Below are 16,051 nucleotides of genomic sequence, written 5' to 3' on the forward strand. Positions count from 1 at the left end.
CCTGACGTTCCCTGCAGTGGTCGATTACTCTTTAGAGTAATGACTTGCCGAAAGATAAAACAGCCAGGATTTTTGATCCTGGAATACCAGATCAAGTAACGCCGTCACATTGGCTGATAAATCATCTTCAGACGCGTTGGGCAGCGCATCAAGTTTTGCCGTTATCACCTCCAGCTCATTGGCAGTAAGCTGGTATTGTTTGCTCAGTTTGAGGTACTCCCCCGTAGAGACCAGCCCGTGGCATGTCGCTCCCCATACCGGCAGCAGGACGGTTAAACAGGACAGCAACGTCGATGGGACAACAACGTTCAGTACGCAGGTAAGCAATGCCAGTACAAAGGCGATGTCGGTATTGCGGTGCAGGCGGTGGGCCAGAGCATACTGTTCCCCGGCGACCTGGCGCGTGGTGGTGATCTGCTGGTGCAGCGTGGTCTTGAGCTTTATCAACAATAGCTCTGAGGTTATCAGCGGCTCATCCGCTATCAGCGTTTCCATCATCCTATTGATATTATCGCTAACAAACGGTTGTTTTTCACCATGACGATAATACAGAAAGAGTATAAATTGCCGGTAGCGGAGGATTTCCCCAGCAACCCGATATAACTGCCACTTTTCTTTCCAGTTCTGATTCAGTTTTATCGCCGGAAAGGTTTCGCCAAGCACCGCCAGTTTCTTACCGATACGGCTGTTCCCGCCACAAAGATTAATGATAATAATGAGCACGATTGCTATAAGCTGCGCTATTGCCCAAAAATAGGGGCTGCTCAGTAACAATATGCCGCTGAATAAAGCTGATAATGGTATGGCTGCGCACAAAACCGCCACAAACCCCAACAGATAACTTGCCACAACGCCACCCCGGTATACCGCACCGTAATAAATTTCACGCTGCTCGATATAGGGCAGGGAATGGTGTTTAAGGATAAGCGGCAGAGCATGCTGGAGATAATCCGACGCTGGTCGGTGCGGCGTGCCGGTAGGCTTCATCATTTTTTTCCAGCCGTGGTATACCGACAATAAGCATTTATCAATCATCAGATGCATCCTTAAATTCATGATGGGTTTTTGGCAGGCCAGGCGGCGGTCAACCCTTACGCAAGGCCTGCAGGATAACGCAGTGCCCTATGGCATGCTGCAAAGCCGCAGGGGCCTTTATACGTTAAGATTACTGTAGAGGACCTGGACAGCTTGTAAAGGGCAGGCAGCGGCATAAATCCTGGCAACTACTGCGACGGCCTATGCATAAGAAGACTGCAATGATACTGGTCACAGGTATAATCACTGCCCTAATGATTATGGCATTCAGGTGGCTCCCCGAGTGAGTTACGCCTGAATGATAAAGGAGTGTTTTCTTGAAACGTGAACTGGCGATTGAATTTTCCCGGGTGACCGAAGCGGCCGCGCTGGCAGGCTATAAGTGGCTGGGTCGTGGCGATAAAAATGCCGCTGACGGGGCTGCGGTGCAGGCGATGAGGTTGGTACTGAACAAGGTGGCGATCGATGGGCGCATCGTTATCGGCGAGGGCGAAATTGACGAAGCGCCAATGCTTTATATTGGCGAGAAAGTGGGCACCGGTGATGGTCCATCGGTAGATATCGCCGTCGATCCCATCGACGGGACTCGTATGACCGCCATGGGTCAGTCCAATGCGCTGGCGGTCATGGCAGTCGGTGATCAGGGGACGTTTTTGCACGCCCCCGATATGTACATGGAAAAGTTGGCGGTAGGACCACTGGCCCGCGGCAGTATAAACCTGCACTTACCGCTGGCGGACAATTTGCGCAATGTGGCCGAACGATTGCAAAAGCCGTTAGCGGAACTGGTGGTCATCACGCTTGCCAAACCACGACATGATGCCGTCATACTGGAAATGAAACAGCTGGGCGTCAAGGTATTTGCGGTACCTGATGGCGATGTGGCCGCCAGCATTCTGACGTGCATGCCGGACAGTGACGTTGATGTGATGTATTGCATTGGTGGAGCGCCAGAGGGCGTTATTTCCGCTGCGGTGATCCGCGCCATGGACGGGGATATGCAGGGACGCCTGCTGGCTCGGCATCAGGTAAAAGGAAATACGCCGGACAATCGGCTGCTGGGCGAAAAGGAGCTTGCCCGCTGTAATCTAATGGGGATAAAGGCCGGTGAAGTGCTGACCCTGGCTGAAATGGCGCGTAATGATAATGTGGTGTTTTCGGCGACCGGCATTACCCACGGCGAGCTGCTGAAAGGCGTCTCTCGGCGCGGCGATATAGCGACTACCGAAACCCTGCTCATCAGAGGGAAAAGCCGTACTATTCGTCGAATTATCGCTACCCACTATCTTCATCGTAAAGATCCCCCGCTCTTGGAACTCATCATCTGACCGCAGAGCAGATTTCCGCGCGGATGCTGGCAGTCAGTATCGCTGCCTGTTAGCGCCTAAGCCAGAGTGTGCGCTTGATCCCATTTGCCAGGACGTTTATCAACGTCCTGCAGGGTCGTTTCATTAAGGTCTCTCTGCCGACGGCCGATAAATCATTAATTCCTATTATCAAAGATAATCGGCGATACGCCGATTGGGGCCGGTGTAAGGCGAAACATTAATTAGTTGAACAGGGTGTAATTAATTGCATCCACTATATGTAGATGATTATGTAGTATTTTTTGTTTATTGCTTTTTAAGCTAAAAATGAAAGCTTCATCTTAATGTTTATTTATCGACCGTTTAAAGTACATCATGCTTAATATGACAACAAAAATTAGTTACAGAAAGAATACTAGCTACACTTAATTAATGATATTCGTTCATTTTTTTTAAAAGCCGTCATCAACCGCCGTCGGAATTGAGTGAGAACATATGATTCACATCACGATTGTTTTAATGGGAATCAATTACCTACGTGCCCGCTGGTTCGGCTTGATGTTTATCGGTCTTCTGAGTGTTCTTTGTGGTGCTATCGTCTCTATTGATGCATTGGATAACTCGCTTTATTTTCCATTGTCTTTTTTCGCGGCTATTTTATTAATTGAAGGTATTGCCACAGTTCTGCTGGCTTTAAATGATGCGGGCGGGCAGAAAACACTGCGCTACATCAAAGGCAGTTCATTTATCATCGCGGCGTTACTGATATTGGCTGGTCATCATGAGGGCAATATCGTGCTGTCACTGGTATTTGGCACATTATTCCTGGTCGATGGCCTGCTACAGATCATTTCGGCCCATCTGGTGCGCTATCCCGCCTGGCGTTATGTCATGTTTGGCGGTCTGGTAGAAATAGCAGTGGCGATTTCATTCTATCAGCCTTACCCGAGCAATTATGAAGGCACAGTGCCTTACTTCCTGGGCATAGCATTGCTTTTCGCCGGTTGGAATATGATTATGCTGGCGTACAAGGTGTGCCGCATGTCGGAACAGACAACCACCGCGCCTAGCGGTACAGCGTGCTCGTTGCAGGGCCCGGTTGACGGTGCAAATAGCGGACTCGGCTCTGATGAGGCGCGCGCGCTGGTTATTCATATCTGGACACCCGTCGGTACGTCAGCCAGCGCCGTGGTACGGCAGCCTATTACCAGCCGCTATATAGCCGCAGTGGATAACAATGGCGTGATTTCAACTGGACATGCCGCGCTGGAATCTCCGGAAGGGATTTACATCAGCTTATACCCCAAGGATGAGATTGAGCATTCACCAGAAGCGTTTATCCAACTGTTAAGGGCGACCTGTGAAAATAATGTCCCGGGCAGGTTTTTGCCCGATTATCACACAGAGTCAGAAGAATGGTGTCATTCGACGGTGAAAGTGCATATTCGGAACTATGACGAACAGCGATTAAAACTGTTTTGGCAACAGTACCAGAAGGATAATACCTATAATTTGACCCATCGAAACTGCTCCAGCACCGTCGCAAGAGCACTGGAAGCGGCCTTAGCGGGGGCATCGCAACGGCTTTACGGACATCACGGCGGTTGGGAAACCTTTTTCAAATTTTTAGTGCGGCCTGAATTATGGATTGCTGTGCAGATCCGCCGACGCGCTGAAACTATGGCATGGACGCCTGGATTGATCCTGGATTATGCCAGGGTGCTGAGCATATTGGTTGACAAGCAACCGTCAGGGTCCTGGTTAGATACCTTCCGCTGGTCTGTCCGTCGGATGATCGAACTGCGCCAGCAATGGCGGCGGGAAACGCCAATTCAGAGATAGGCCTTCAGTCCTCGTCAAAACCGGAGTCAAATAGGTCTATCACCGCTTTCAGGGCGTTGATTTCCTCCGGTCCGCTGGCCTCTACCTCAATCCTTCGGCCTTTGGCAGAGTCCAGCATCAGTAGGGCGATAACGCTGCTGGCTTCGGCTTCGGTACCGCTGTCGTTACGCAGCAGAACCTCAGCATCGAAACTCTGTACCAGCTCGAACAGTTTCATCGCCGGCCGGGCATGCATACCGAGGCGATTTTTGATTTCTACCGTCTGCCTGACCGTCATGTTTTACGTTTTTCCAATGTGCGATGGCGTGACTGCACATTTTTGCCACGCGCGCGAAAGTAGTCGGCCAGCTGTTCGGCGATATAAACCGAACGGTGTTTACCGCCGGTGCAGCCGATGGCCACCGTCAGGTAACTGCGGTTATTGGTCTCAAGCATCGGCAGCCACAACTCCAGATAGCTGCGGGTCTGATAGATGAAATTATGGACTTCGGTGTGGCGATCGAGAAAGGCCATCACTGGCTTATCCAGACCGGTCATCGGTCTCAGCTTGGGGTCCCAGTGGGGGTTGGGCAGAAAACGAACGTCAAAAACATAATCGGCGTCGATAGGTATGCCGTGCTTGTAACCAAAGGATTCAAACACCATGGTCAACTCACGTTCGCGCTTGCCCAAGAGGCGGGTGCGCAGCATTTCGGCCAGTTCATGCACCGACATTTCAGAGGTGTCGATAACCAGATCGGCCCGCGAGCGCAGCGGCTCCAGCAGGCTGTTTTCTTCATCGATGGCGCTTTCAAGCGACAGGCTCTTGCTGGAAAGGGGATGCAGGCGGCGCGTATCGCTGTAACGCCTGATCAGTGTATTTCGTTCAGCATCGAGAAACAGCAGCTGGGGAGAAAAACACTGCGGCAGGTTGTTCATCGCCTCGTCGAAAATTTCCGGCGACTCGGGCATATTGCGCACGTCGATACTGACTGCCGCAGACATATTCTGATCCGCCAGGGTCAGTGCAAGCTGAGGCAGCAGTACCACAGGCAGGTTGTCTACGCAATAGAACCCCATGTCTTCCAGCGCGCGTAATGCAACTGATTTTCCTGAACCGGATCGACCGCTGACGATCATCAGCACCATGACGACACCCCTCTGACAATTTCCCCGACGCATTGGCGGAGCATTCCTTCATTTCGCCAATTGGCACTTAATACGTTACCATGCCTGACCAAAGGCACAATGGCTTTTTGAGGTCACTCGGCTGGCGTTTCCGTCATTATTTCATACAGTTCTTCATCACTCTGGGCTGCACGCAGGCGACGGCAAACGGTTTTATCCGCCAGGCGCTTGGCGACCAGCGACAGTGTATGAAGATGGGTCTTGCACTGCTCCGCTGGCACCAGCAAGGCAAACAGCAGGTCAACAGGCTGATTATCGATGGCATCGAAAGCGATAGGCTGCTCGAGTCGGATAAATACGCCTACCGCGCGCAACGTATCCTCTTCAAGTTTACCGTGCGGGATAGCTATCCCGCTGCCGATACCGGTGCTGCCCATGCGCTCACGGGTCAGCACCGCATCGAACACCACCTGAGACGGCAGGTTAAGCTCCCGGGCCGCAAGTTCGCTGATAATTTCAAGCGCTCTTTTCTTACTCTGGCAGTGTATCGATCCCTTGGTGCATTCAATGTTCAGCACTGAATTTATTTGCATTGCTGTATCGTTGTTCATTTCAGTTCACTTAGGCGCTGTTTCACCTTTAAGACTCATCGGCCCGTTACTTTTGACGGTAACGAGCCGATGCGAAGTTGAGTAGCGTAGAGGGCTACAGTGAATTTTAGTACTGCTTGAGCTTATCTTTATGTTTATTTAATTGACGCGTCAGTTTATCAATCAATAAATCAATTGCGGCATACATATCGTCAGCCTCAGCGGTAGCGTGCAGTTCGCCACCGTTCACGTGCAGCGTTGCCTCTGCAATTTTCTGTACCTTTTCGACCTTGAGTACAATATATACCTGATTGATGCGGTCAAAGAACTGTTCAAGTTTGGAAAATTTACCGTTGACGAAATCACGTAACGCATCGGTGATGTCAACTCGTTGACCAGTGATATTCAGCTGCATAGTGTCTTCCTTCTCTGGGTAGGTCAAACCAATTGTTTACGCTGGTTCGACGGCGGGATGGATAAAGACTCTCGGTATTTTGCTACGGTACGCCGCGCAACCATAATCCCCTGTTGCGAAAGCAGCGTCGTCAGCTTGCTGTCGCTCAGTGGCTTGGCCGGGTTTTCCGCAGCGATAAGTTTTTTCACCAGGGCACGTATAGCGGTGGATGACGCTTCGCCTCCTCCTTCCGTATTGACGTGGCTGGAGAAAAAGTACTTCAGTTCGAAAATGCCGCGCGGGCTGTGCAGGTACTTCTGCGTTGTCACGCGTGAAATGGTGGACTCATGCATCTCTACCGCCTGGGCGATATCAGCCAATACCATTGGTCGCATGAACTCTTCGCCCTGCTCGAAAAATGCCTCCTGCTGCTCGACGATGCAGCGTGTGACCTTGAGCAGAGTGTCATTACGGCTTTCCAGGCTCTTTATCAGCCAGCGGGCTTCCTGCAAATGACTACGGATAAACTGGCCGTCGGCATCGTTACGCACGGTATTGCCCAGCGCCGCATACTGCTGGTTGATTTTCAGGTTGGGGATACTGTCGGTATTCAGCTCAACGACCCAACCTTTTTGTGTTTTCCTTACCAGTACATCCGGAATGACATACTGGGAATCACCGGTATTGATAGACTGGCCTGGACGCGGATCAAGCGACTGAATCAGAGCCAGTGCGGATTTAAGCGCGTCTTCCTTAAGCCGTGTCACGCGCAGCAGACTGCGGAAATCATGGCTGGCCAGCAGGTCGAGATAGTCGCTGACAATCAGCCTGGCTTCGGACAGATGAGGAAATTCAGCCGAAAGCTGGGAAAGCTGAATCAGCAGGCAATCACGCAGATCGCGGGCCGCCACGCCAACCGGATCGAAGCGCTGCACGCGTTTGAGCACTGCTTCGACTTCATCAATCGTGACATCGTCGTCGCCGATTCCCTCAAGGATTTCCTCAAGCGGTACCGTCAGGTAACCGGTTTGATCTACTGCATCAACGATTGAGGTGGCGATTGCAATGTCCAGATCCGAAAAGGGCGTCAATTCGACCTGCCACATCAGATAGTCCTGCAGCGTCTGGGTTGTTTCACCCTGGTAGACCGGCAGCTCTTCATCGCGGTAATCAGTACCGGTGCCCGATGGCGTACCCGCCGAGTACATTTCGTCCCAGGTGGCATCCAGCGGCAATTCTTCCGGCATATCCTTCTGTTCCATGGCCTCCCGGGTGTCCAGCGCTTCGCTGTCCGGGCTTTCATGGGCATCTATTTCTTCATGGGCATCCGTTTGTTCAAGCAAGGGGTTACTTTCCAGAGCCAGCTGAATTTCCTGCTGGAGTTCAAGCGTAGACAACTGCAGCAAACGTATCGCTTGCTGTAGTTGCGGTGTCATCGCTAATTGCTGACTGAACCTGAGTTGCAAACCTTGCTTCATAAAATGCGTCAATTATCCTCGCGGATTAAGCTTCTGCGGACACCATATCAGAGGCGGAACTCTTCGCCCAGATAAACACGTTTAACCTGCTCATCAAGCAGGATTTCAGCTGGCGTACCGTGGGCAATGAGGTGCCCCTGATTGACGATATAGGCACGTTCACAGACATCAAGCGTCTCACGAACATTATGGTCGGTAATCAACACGCCGAGGCCGCTGTCGCGCAGATGTTCGATAATCTTTTTGATGTCGATGACCGAAATAGGATCCACGCCGGCAAACGGCTCATCTAGCAGGATAAATTTGGGATTTGCCGCCAGGGCGCGGGCGATCTCCACCCGTCGGCGTTCACCGCCGGATAACGATTGCCCCAGATTGTCGCGCAGATGGGAAATATGGAACTCTTCCATCAGCGCATTGGCCCGGTCATCACGCTGCTCGCTGGTGAGATCATTTCTGATTTGCAGCACCGCCATCAGGTTGTCGTAAACGCTCAGGCGGCGAAATATCGACGCCTCCTGCGGCAGGTAGCCTATGCCGCGGCGGGCGCGGGTATGCAGCGGCAGTATGCTGATGTCGTCATCATCGATGATGATGCGCCCGGCATCGCGCTGGATGATGCCGACCACCATGTAAAAGGTGGTGGTTTTCCCGGCGCCATTGGGTCCCAGCAATCCTACAATCTCGCCGGAACTGACTTTTAGACTGACGTCTTCCACCACTCGGCGGCCCTTGTAGGCTTTAGCCAGATTTTCTGCGATCAATGTAGCCATGGGTCACTTACTCTTAGGGTTTGGCGGTGTTGGCAGGCTTGGAAGCCGAATTTTTGTCCTGCAGCTGAGCAGGCACCAGCACAGTGGTTACGCGTTTGCCTTTATCGCTGAAGGCTTCCATCTGCTGCTGTTTCACGCGATAGGTAATGCGATCGCCTTTGACATTGCTGTCGAGCTGCTCCAGATAGGCATTGCCGGTCAGCACCACGAAATCGTTGGCCAGCTCATAGCGCACCTTCTGTCCATGGCCCTTGACCGGTTTACCATCGTCCTGCAACTGATAGAAGGTCACCGGATTACCAAAGCCTTCCACCACTTCGCTGCCATTGGCGCCGTTAGGCCGGGTAATAACTACTTTGTCAGCCCTGATGTCTATTGAGCCCTGCTTAACCACTACCGACCCGGTCAGCGTCACTACATTGGACGTCATATCTACAGACTGCTGCGCCGAGTCGATCTGAATCGGCTGATTGGTGTCATCGCTCAGGGCCAGAGCGCCGGTGCTGGTCAGCAGCAGTGCTGCCGTCACGATGACATTAGCGGTTTTGCGGTTGGATTTCATATGAGGTTTTAACCTTTTCAATTAACTCAGCAGTCTTGTTTCGCAGATTTCCGCGCATTTTCATGCCGGTAGAGTTAAAGCCGGTGCCGTACAAGGTCACCAGGTCATCGGAGGAAACATCCTGCGTGACCAGGTTGACCGTCGCATTATCCGTCGTTATGCGCTCAAGCTGCGAGGTGTCGGTCAGGCTGTCCACCTGAACATGTCCATACAGGTAAAGCATTCGGTCATTGGTCAGCTTGGCCTCATCTGCTCTCACTGTCCAGGTTGCCACTTTATTTTCATCGTACATGGTCGCTACCGGCTTGGTAAACCAGCTTACCTGTTCGACAGCAAAGTGTTTGACCTGTTCCGAGACCAGTTTATAGTTCAGTCCGCCGGCCGGGTTATATACCACGGTCAGCGTCTGGGCGCTCTGATAGGTGGGTTCACCGTTGTCGGCCGCGACCGGGCTCTGTTCGCTGTCGCTGTCGGTCATGTTCCAGCCGATAAGAACAAGCGCCAGCAATCCCAGTAACAGGGTCAACCACTTTTTTGTCTTACTCATATGGACAACCCTTTGGCATCATCCAGTTTCCCTTGTGCCAATAATAATAAATCACACACTTCACGGACGGCACCGCGCCCACCGGCGATATGCGTCACATAGTCGGCTCTGGGCAGCAACATGGGATGCGCGTCAGCCACGGCGACAGACAAGCCAACCTGCGACATGACCGGCCAGTCGATAAGGTCATCGCCGATATAGGCGACCTGTTCGGCCGTCAAGGACAGTTTACCCAACAGTTCCCTAAAGGCCAAAGTCTTATCCGACTGTCCCTGGTAGAGATGGCTGATGCCAAGCGTACGGCATCGATCCTCCAGCAGCGTCGCCTGGCGGCCGGTAATGATAGCCACCTCAACCTGTGATGTCAGCAAGCATCGAATTCCATAGCCGTCGCGCACGTTGAACGCCTTGAGTTCTTCGCCATGGTTTCCCATGTAGATAAGGCCATCCGACATGACGCCGTCAACATCGCAAATCAGCAGCCTGATGTCGCTTGCGCGCCGGAGAATTGCCTGGTCGACGGGGCCGTAACAGGTTTGTATGGCAGAGCTTGTAACCATAAGGCTTTCCTTATTAAACGACGCCGGCACGCAGCATATCATGCATGTGCACCACACCCAGAAGCCGGTCGTGCTCCGCCACCAGCACTGAAGTGATATGGCGAGACTGCATAATGTTCAGCGCATCGACCGCCAGCATCGCCGGGCTGACGCGAATACCGCCGGCGGTCATCAGGCTGGCGATACGGGCCTGGTTCAAATCGATACCCATATCGAATACCCGGCGCAAGTCGCCGTCGGTGAAAATGCCTTGGATATTCATGTCGTCATCGCAGATAACCGTCATGCCAAGATTTTTTCGGGTAATTTCCAGCAGGGCGTCGCGCAGTGAGGCATCGAGAGGGGTAACCGGTATATCGCTGCCGCTGTGCATGATGTCGCTGACCCGCAGCAGCAGTTTGCGGCCAAGCGCGCCGCCGGGATGGGAAAGGGCGAAATCTTCTGCGGTAAAGCCGCGCGCCTGCAGGAGGGAAACCGCCAGAGCGTCGCCCATCACCAGCGCCGCAGTGGTGCTGGTGGTAGGCGCCAGGCCCAGTGGGCAGGCTTCAAACGGTACATGGACACACAGGTGCACATCCGCCGCCTTGCCCATGGTGCTTTCCGGATTGCCGGTCATGCAGATGAGGGAAATCCGCAGTCGCTTCAGTACCGGAATCAGCGCCAGAATTTCATGCGATTCGCCGGAGTTGGACAAGGCGATAATCACATCCTGCGGCGACACCATGCCAAGATCGCCGTGGCTGGCTTCTGCCGGATGGACGAAAAAAGCCGGCGTGCCGGTGCTGGCAAAGGTAGCGGCCAGCTTGCGGCCGATATGCCCGGACTTGCCCATGCCCATGACCACTACTTTACCGGTGCAGTTAAATATCTTTTCACAGGCGCGGCGGAAATCGTCATTGATGTATTGATCAAGCTGCGCCAGTCCTTCCCTTTCGGTCGCGAGGACCTGTTTGCCGGCGGCAGGAAAATCAAAGTCCGCCGGTAATGCGATATGTGACATAAAATAATCCTGATATTCCCGACAACATTCCGGGTTAGATAAACAACAGGGCCAGGTAGACAACGAAACCACATAGTAACAGACCACCCATGCCCTGGTTTATCCTGCGTCGCTTTGTGAGGCAAAATGCGGTCAATATCACGCTGGCCGCCAGCATAACCCAATAGTCGCGGGTAAAGGCGGCGGGATCAAAGGGCCCGGGTGAGAGCAGGGCCGGAATGCCCAGCACAATAGCACTATTAAATATATTCGAGCCAATCAGATTGCCCAGCGCAATATCATTTTCGCCCTTCAGCGCACCGGCGATAAGCGTAGCCAATTCCGGCAGGCTGGTGCCGGCCGCCACGATGGTCAGGCCGATGACCAGTTCGCTGACGCCGAGATACCGCGCCAGCACGCCGGCGTTGTCAATGACCATCCGCGCCGAGATAGGCATAATGATAAAAGCCAGCGTCAGCCACAGCACGGCAACCGTATTACTGCTATCCTGAGGGAGTTCCGCCAATTGCTCACGAGTAAGGATATCGCTGCCTTCATGCTGCGCCAGCCGTGAAATTTTGACCATGGCGGTAAGATAGCCGGCGGCTGCCAGCAGCAGCAACACCCCGTCCAGCCGGCTTAACTGGTGATCTGCCAGTACCACCCCGCACAGCAGAGTGACCAGCAGCAGCAGCGGCAGTTCCCGGCGCAGAATCTCGGATCGGAAGCAAATGGGGTGTATCAGTGCCGCACCGCCGGCAATAAGTAAAAAATTGATGATATTGGAACCGATAGTATTTCCGACCGCCATATCGATTTGGCCGTTCAGCGCCGCAGTGACTGAAACCAGTAGTTCCGGGAGCGACGTGCCGAACGCGACGATGGTGCAACCTATCAGCCAGGGCGGCATTCCCAGCGAGCGGCTTATCACCGCGGCACTATATACCAATCTGTCAGCGCCATAGACAAGTAGAATGAGGCCAATTATTAACAGTGACACGGCAAAAATCATGTGGATTCCCTTGATCTGGCGATAATTCCGGTCCCTGCTTAATGATCCTGCGGTGCATGGCGCTGCGCGGGTAACCTTAAGTAACCGAGCGTTGATTTTGACTGGCTGCGGCCAAAAAGTAAAACAAGGTCCATCGTTAGACATAAAATGAGAGCAAGGTTTTTTGTGTATATCGTTTTAAGAACTCGCTCCATTGCTTTAATATCTGCAGCAATGGGTTTGAGAATGGAACACAAAGGCATTAAAAGATGAACCAGAGTAACAACCTGGTCGACATTCGCGGGCTCAGCTTCCGACGTGGCGATCGTCAAATTTTTGATAATGTCACCCTCCAGGTTCCGCGTGGCAAGATCACCGCAATCATGGGGCCATCGGGCATCGGTAAAACCACCTTGTTGCGTCTGATCGGCGGTCAGCTGCCGCCGGATAAAGGCGAGATCTGGTTTGATGGCGATAATATTCCTGCGCTTTCACGTCGGCGGCTGTATGAAGTTCGTAAAAAAATCAGCATGCTGTTCCAGTCCGGCGCGCTGTTTACCGATATCAACGTATTCGAGAATGTCGCCTTTCCATTGCGTCAGCACACACGCTTACCCGAAGAGGTATTGCGGACCACGGTGATGATGAAGCTTGAGGCGGTCGGCCTGCGCGGCGCCGCATCCCTGATGCCTTCGGAGCTGTCGGGCGGTATGGCTCGCCGGGCGGCGCTGGCTCGCGCTATCGCCCTCGATCCTGAACTTATCATGTTCGACGAGCCGTTTGTCGGGCAGGATCCGATCACCATGGGCGTACTGGTCAAGCTTATCGATGAGCTTAATCATGCGCTGGGGGTGACCTGTATCGTGGTGTCCCATGATGTGCCGGAGGTGCTGAGCATCGCCGACTACGCCTACATCGTTGCCGAGCAGCACGTGATAGCAGAGGGCAGCCCGGCTCAGCTTCGCGCCAACGATGACCCGAGAGTTCGCCAGTTTCTCGATGGTATTGCCGATGGTCCGGTGCCGTTCAACTTTCCCGCCAGGGACTACAAAACCCAGCTTTTAGGTTCAGGGAGTTAACCTTCTACATGCTATCTGAAGCATTCGCGTCAATCGGACGCAAGGGAATCAATGTCTGCTATGCCTTCGGGCGGGCGGGCATGATGCTGTTCAATGCGCTGGTCGGCAGACCCGCTTTTCGCCAGCAATGGCCGCTATTGATAAAGCAGCTTTACAGCGTCGGCGTCCAGTCGCTGGTGATCATTATTGTTTCGGGCCTGTTTATCGGCATGGTGCTGGGATTGCAGGGCTACATTATCCTGACCACTTACAGTGCGGAAGCCAGTCTCGGCATGATGGTGGCGCTGTCGCTGCTGCGCGAGCTCGGGCCGGTGGTGACCGCTCTGCTGTTTGCCGGTCGTGCCGGTTCGGCATTGACCGCTGAAATCGGTCTGATGAAAGCGACCGAGCAGCTTTCAAGCCTGGAAATGATGGCGGTCGATCCTTTGCGGCGGATAGTGGCGCCTCGTTTCTGGGCCGGTGTCATCAGCATGCCGCTGCTTACTGCGATTTTTGTCGCGGTGGGTATCTGGGGGGGATCGATTGTCGGCGTTGATTGGAAGGGCATCGACAACGGCTTTTTCTGGTCCGCGATGCAAGGGGCGGTGGACTGGCACAAAGATGTCGTCAACTGCCTGGTCAAAAGCGTGGTTTTTGCCATCACCGTGACCTGGATAGCGTTATTTAATGGCTATGATGCGATCCCGACGTCCGAGGGCATAAGTCGTGCCACCACCCGTACGGTGGTTCATGCGTCCCTGGCGGTACTGGGGCTGGATTTTGTGCTGACAGCACTGATGTTTGGGAATTGAGTTAATGCAAACGAAAAAGAGTGAAATCTGGGTTGGCGTATTTATGGTTATCGCCCTGTGCGCCATCCTGTTCCTGAGCCTGAAAGTAGCGGATATCCGTTCGATGGGCAGCGTATCCACTTATCGCATAAGCGCAGTGTTCGACAATATTGGCGGACTCAAGGTGCGTTCGCCGGTTAAAGTCGGCGGCGTGGTGATTGGCCGTGTAGCCGATATCACCCTTGATCCACAGACCTATCTGCCGCGGGTTACCCTGGATATCGAGCAAACATACGATAAAATTCCCGACACCAGCTCCCTGGCTATCCGTACCTCGGGCTTGCTGGGCGAACAGTATCTGGCCCTGAACATGGGATTTGACGACCCTGACATGGGCACTGCTATCCTTAAAGAGGGCGGCACCCTGCAGGACACCAAATCCGCTATTGTGCTGGAAGACCTTATCGGCCAGTTCCTTTATAAAAGCGGCAGCAACGATGATAGCGGTTCCCCTGCCACGGCCCCCGGCGCAGAGACACCGCCTGCTGATGCCGCGCCCGGCAACGGCGCTTCACACCTGCCCGCCGCCGACAGCGGCGAGACACCGGCCCATGCGGCTGGACAATAATAGGAGATAAGCATGTTTACACGTTTTTTACTGGTGGCGCTGTTGGCGATTGCCCCACTGGCACAGGCGGTTGATCAGACCAACCCTTACCGATTGATGGACGAAGCGGCGGAGAAAACCTTTACCCGCCTGAAGAGCCAGCAAAGCCAGATCAGGCAGAATCCTGAATATCTTCGTACCGTAGTTCGCGAGGAGCTGATGCCTTATGTCCAGGTGAAATATGCCGGTGCGCTGGTACTGGGCCGCTATTATCGCGACGCCACCCCGGCCCAGCGTGAAGCCTATTTCAAGGCTTTCCAAGCCTATCTTGAGCAGGCTTACGGCCAGGCGCTGGCGATGTACCGTGATCAGACCTATCAGATTGCCCCGGAAAAACCGCTGGGAGACGCCACCATCATCGCCATTCGGGTGACCATCGTCGATAAAGGCGGACGTCCACCGGTACGCCTTGACTTCCAATGGCGCAAGAACAGCCGGACCAATAACTGGCAAGCCTACGATATGATTGCCGAGGGCGTCAGTATGATTACCACCAAGCAGAACGAATGGGCATCGACCTTGCGCCAGAAAGGCATCGACGGCCTGACCGCTCAATTGCAGGCCGCTGCCGGCCAGAAAATCACGCTGGATAACAACAATGGCTGATGCGCTCAGCTGGCAGGTCAGTGACAGCACGCTTATTCTGCAGGGAGAACTGGATCGAGTAACCTTGCTCGATCTGTGGGATCAACGTTCTGTCGTATTGTCAGGCATACGCTATCTGGATGTTTCTCGGCTGGAACGCGTCGATTCCGCCGGCGTGGCGATGATCCTGCATCTTTGTGAGATGCAGGTTCGCAATGGCCATGGCCTGAGCCTGATGGGCGTCACCGACCGACTCAAGACGCTGATTACGCTTTACAATCTCCACGATATCCTGCCCACCGATACTCCGCTGGCCAGTTAATACCAGCGCTGGAATTCGTCGTTGTCCCCGCAACGATACTGCGGGGCCGACGGCGCTTTCAACCCGTGCCGCCGGGGTTTTTCCCCGCCTCCTCGAAAATCGCACGTAAAGAATTCCTGATTATCTGATTGCCTGTTTCAGAGCGCGGCGGTTTCATCTAAGATAGCGGTCTGTTTCATGACCCAAGACAGTGAATACTCCCTAATGGAAAACCAAGAAATCAAAGATGTGTTAATGAGCGCCCTGTCGCTTACTGAAGCACATGTCTCCGGTGACGGCAGTCATTTTCAGGTCATCGTGGTGAGCGAGCAATTTGCCGGTATGAGTCGGGTGAAAAAGCAGCAGGCGGTGTATGCACCTCTGATGGAATATATTTCAGACAACCGTATCCACGCGCTTTCCATCAAAGCCTATACCCCTGATGAATGGCAGCGTGATCGTAAACTGAACGGTTTTTAAGCTG

20 protein-coding genes are annotated in these 16,051 nt (G+C 53.4%); 8 read left to right on the forward strand and 12 right to left on the reverse strand.

The window, feature by feature from the left end:
• Positions 1-24: 24 nt before the first annotated feature.
• Positions 25-1,035 (reverse strand): hypothetical protein, encoded by a 1,011-nt coding sequence (locus tag EDC52_RS04545; protein ID WP_131864165.1) that lies wholly within the window; start codon positions 1,033-1,035, stop codon positions 25-27.
• Between the two features lie 317 nt (positions 1,036-1,352).
• Here EDC52_RS04545 and glpX point away from each other — a divergent pair, with 317 nt between their 5' ends.
• Together glpX and EDC52_RS04555 are read left to right on the forward strand one after the other, a co-directional pair.
• Positions 1,353-2,363: a class II fructose-bisphosphatase gene (gene glpX, locus EDC52_RS04550; RefSeq protein ID WP_131864166.1), complete on the forward strand. Its 1,011-nt coding sequence runs from the start codon at positions 1,353-1,355 to the stop codon at positions 2,361-2,363.
• Between the two features lie 498 nt (positions 2,364-2,861).
• Entirely contained in the window at positions 2,862-4,184 is a 1,323-nt protein-coding gene (locus EDC52_RS04555; RefSeq protein ID WP_230467958.1) for an HdeD family acid-resistance protein, read from the forward strand.
• A gap of 4 nt (positions 4,185-4,188) precedes the next feature.
• On the opposite strand, the gene npr is transcribed toward EDC52_RS04555, so the two are convergent.
• From npr to EDC52_RS04610, 11 genes are all read right to left on the reverse strand, one after another.
• Positions 4,189-4,461, reverse strand: coding sequence for a PTS phosphocarrier protein NPr (npr, locus tag EDC52_RS04560; RefSeq protein WP_131864168.1), 273 nt, complete (start codon positions 4,459-4,461; stop codon positions 4,189-4,191).
• Positions 4,458-5,312 (reverse strand): RNase adapter RapZ, encoded by an 855-nt coding sequence (rapZ, locus tag EDC52_RS04565; RefSeq protein WP_131864662.1) that lies wholly within the window; start codon positions 5,310-5,312, stop codon positions 4,458-4,460. The genes npr and rapZ overlap by 4 nt, the downstream gene beginning before the upstream one ends.
• Before the next feature lie 113 nt (positions 5,313-5,425).
• A complete protein-coding gene (gene ptsN, locus EDC52_RS04570; RefSeq protein ID WP_131864169.1) occupies positions 5,426-5,902 on the reverse strand; it encodes a PTS IIA-like nitrogen regulatory protein PtsN in 477 nt (158 codons plus the stop codon).
• Positions 5,903-6,008: 106 nt separating this feature from the next.
• Positions 6,009-6,296: a ribosome hibernation promoting factor gene (gene hpf / locus EDC52_RS04575; RefSeq protein ID WP_131864170.1), complete on the reverse strand. Its 288-nt coding sequence runs from the start codon at positions 6,294-6,296 to the stop codon at positions 6,009-6,011.
• A gap of 23 nt (positions 6,297-6,319) precedes the next feature.
• A complete protein-coding gene (rpoN, locus tag EDC52_RS04580) occupies positions 6,320-7,753 on the reverse strand; it encodes an RNA polymerase factor sigma-54 (protein ID WP_131864171.1) in 1,434 nt (477 codons plus the stop codon).
• A 47-nt stretch (positions 7,754-7,800) separates the two neighbouring features.
• The gene (gene lptB, locus EDC52_RS04585; protein ID WP_131864172.1) at positions 7,801-8,526 is read right to left on the reverse strand and encodes an LPS export ABC transporter ATP-binding protein; all 726 of its coding nucleotides are present in this window, start codon (positions 8,524-8,526) and stop codon (positions 7,801-7,803) included.
• Between the two features lie 13 nt (positions 8,527-8,539).
• Entirely contained in the window at positions 8,540-9,088 is a 549-nt protein-coding gene (gene lptA / locus EDC52_RS04590) for a lipopolysaccharide ABC transporter substrate-binding protein LptA (RefSeq protein WP_131864173.1), read from the reverse strand.
• Positions 9,063-9,635 (reverse strand): LPS export ABC transporter periplasmic protein LptC, encoded by a 573-nt coding sequence (lptC, locus tag EDC52_RS04595; RefSeq protein WP_131864174.1) that lies wholly within the window; start codon positions 9,633-9,635, stop codon positions 9,063-9,065. Before lptC ends, lptA begins: the two co-directional genes overlap by 26 nt.
• Positions 9,632-10,195, reverse strand: a complete 564-nt coding sequence (gene kdsC, locus EDC52_RS04600; RefSeq protein ID WP_131864175.1) for a 3-deoxy-manno-octulosonate-8-phosphatase KdsC — start codon at positions 10,193-10,195, stop codon at positions 9,632-9,634. Before kdsC ends, lptC begins: the two co-directional genes overlap by 4 nt.
• Positions 10,196-10,208: 13 nt before the next feature.
• Positions 10,209-11,195: an arabinose-5-phosphate isomerase KdsD gene (gene kdsD / locus EDC52_RS04605; RefSeq protein WP_131864176.1), complete on the reverse strand. Its 987-nt coding sequence runs from the start codon at positions 11,193-11,195 to the stop codon at positions 10,209-10,211.
• Positions 11,196-11,229: 34 nt separating this feature from the next.
• Positions 11,230-12,186: a calcium/sodium antiporter gene (locus tag EDC52_RS04610; RefSeq protein WP_131864177.1), complete on the reverse strand. Its 957-nt coding sequence runs from the start codon at positions 12,184-12,186 to the stop codon at positions 11,230-11,232.
• A gap of 248 nt (positions 12,187-12,434) precedes the next feature.
• Between EDC52_RS04610 and mlaF the strand changes: the two genes are divergently transcribed.
• The 6 genes from mlaF to ibaG all read left to right on the forward strand — a co-directional run bounded on the left by mlaF (position 12,435) and on the right by ibaG (position 16,047).
• Complete coding sequence (gene mlaF / locus EDC52_RS04615; RefSeq protein WP_131864178.1) at positions 12,435-13,244, forward strand: phospholipid ABC transporter ATP-binding protein MlaF; 810 nt, start codon at positions 12,435-12,437, stop codon at positions 13,242-13,244.
• An 8-nt stretch (positions 13,245-13,252) separates the two neighbouring features.
• Positions 13,253-14,035 (forward strand): lipid asymmetry maintenance ABC transporter permease subunit MlaE, encoded by a 783-nt coding sequence (gene mlaE / locus EDC52_RS04620; RefSeq protein ID WP_131864179.1) that lies wholly within the window; start codon positions 13,253-13,255, stop codon positions 14,033-14,035.
• Positions 14,036-14,039: 4 nt separating this feature from the next.
• On the forward strand, positions 14,040-14,642 hold the full coding sequence (gene mlaD, locus EDC52_RS04625) for an outer membrane lipid asymmetry maintenance protein MlaD (protein WP_131864180.1): 603 nt from the start codon (positions 14,040-14,042) through the stop codon (positions 14,640-14,642).
• Between the two features lie 12 nt (positions 14,643-14,654).
• A complete protein-coding gene (gene mlaC, locus EDC52_RS04630; protein WP_131864181.1) occupies positions 14,655-15,287 on the forward strand; it encodes a phospholipid-binding protein MlaC in 633 nt (210 codons plus the stop codon).
• Positions 15,280-15,588, forward strand: a complete 309-nt coding sequence (mlaB, locus tag EDC52_RS04635; protein WP_131864182.1) for a lipid asymmetry maintenance protein MlaB — start codon at positions 15,280-15,282, stop codon at positions 15,586-15,588. The genes mlaC and mlaB overlap by 8 nt, the downstream gene beginning before the upstream one ends.
• A 204-nt stretch (positions 15,589-15,792) precedes the next feature.
• Positions 15,793-16,047: a BolA family iron metabolism protein IbaG gene (gene ibaG, locus EDC52_RS04640; protein WP_131864663.1), complete on the forward strand. Its 255-nt coding sequence runs from the start codon at positions 15,793-15,795 to the stop codon at positions 16,045-16,047.
• The last annotated feature ends 4 nt before the right edge of the window (positions 16,048-16,051 follow it).

Origin of the sequence: Biostraticola tofi (genome assembly GCF_004343195.1) — a bacterium.
Lineage (GTDB): Bacteria > Pseudomonadota > Gammaproteobacteria > Enterobacterales > Enterobacteriaceae > Biostraticola > Biostraticola tofi.

What these genes read in the sequence shown, in the direction of transcription:
- mlaF (WP_131864178.1), top strand. Translation starts at nt 12,435, where the DNA reads ATGAACCAGAGTAACAACCTGGTCGACATTCGCGGGCTCAGCTTCCGA.
- mlaE (WP_131864179.1), top strand. Translation starts at nt 13,253, where the DNA reads ATGCTATCTGAAGCATTCGCGTCAATCGGACGCAAGGGAATCAATGTC.
- lptC (WP_131864174.1), bottom strand. Translation starts at nt 9,635, where the DNA reads ATGAGTAAGACAAAAAAGTGGTTGACCCTGTTACTGGGATTGCTGGCG.
- lptA (WP_131864173.1), bottom strand. Translation starts at nt 9,088, where the DNA reads ATGAAATCCAACCGCAAAACCGCTAATGTCATCGTGACGGCAGCACTG.
- mlaD (WP_131864180.1), top strand. Translation starts at nt 14,040, where the DNA reads ATGCAAACGAAAAAGAGTGAAATCTGGGTTGGCGTATTTATGGTTATC.
- kdsD (WP_131864176.1), bottom strand. Translation starts at nt 11,195, where the DNA reads ATGTCACATATCGCATTACCGGCGGACTTTGATTTTCCTGCCGCCGGC.
- EDC52_RS04545 (WP_131864165.1), bottom strand. Translation starts at nt 1,035, where the DNA reads ATGATTGATAAATGCTTATTGTCGGTATACCACGGCTGGAAAAAAATG.
- lptB (WP_131864172.1), bottom strand. Translation starts at nt 8,526, where the DNA reads ATGGCTACATTGATCGCAGAAAATCTGGCTAAAGCCTACAAGGGCCGC.
- ibaG (WP_131864663.1), top strand. Translation starts at nt 15,793, where the DNA reads ATGGAAAACCAAGAAATCAAAGATGTGTTAATGAGCGCCCTGTCGCTT.
- ptsN (WP_131864169.1), bottom strand. Translation starts at nt 5,902, where the DNA reads ATGAACAACGATACAGCAATGCAAATAAATTCAGTGCTGAACATTGAA.
- rpoN (WP_131864171.1), bottom strand. Translation starts at nt 7,753, where the DNA reads ATGAAGCAAGGTTTGCAACTCAGGTTCAGTCAGCAATTAGCGATGACA.
- rapZ (WP_131864662.1), bottom strand. Translation starts at nt 5,312, where the DNA reads ATGGTGCTGATGATCGTCAGCGGTCGATCCGGTTCAGGAAAATCAGTT.
- EDC52_RS04555 (WP_230467958.1), top strand. Translation starts at nt 2,862, where the DNA reads ATGGGAATCAATTACCTACGTGCCCGCTGGTTCGGCTTGATGTTTATC.
- kdsC (WP_131864175.1), bottom strand. Translation starts at nt 10,195, where the DNA reads ATGGTTACAAGCTCTGCCATACAAACCTGTTACGGCCCCGTCGACCAG.
- mlaC (WP_131864181.1), top strand. Translation starts at nt 14,655, where the DNA reads ATGTTTACACGTTTTTTACTGGTGGCGCTGTTGGCGATTGCCCCACTG.
- mlaB (WP_131864182.1), top strand. Translation starts at nt 15,280, where the DNA reads ATGGCTGATGCGCTCAGCTGGCAGGTCAGTGACAGCACGCTTATTCTG.
- EDC52_RS04610 (WP_131864177.1), bottom strand. Translation starts at nt 12,186, where the DNA reads ATGATTTTTGCCGTGTCACTGTTAATAATTGGCCTCATTCTACTTGTC.
- npr (WP_131864168.1), bottom strand. Translation starts at nt 4,461, where the DNA reads ATGACGGTCAGGCAGACGGTAGAAATCAAAAATCGCCTCGGTATGCAT.
- hpf (WP_131864170.1), bottom strand. Translation starts at nt 6,296, where the DNA reads ATGCAGCTGAATATCACTGGTCAACGAGTTGACATCACCGATGCGTTA.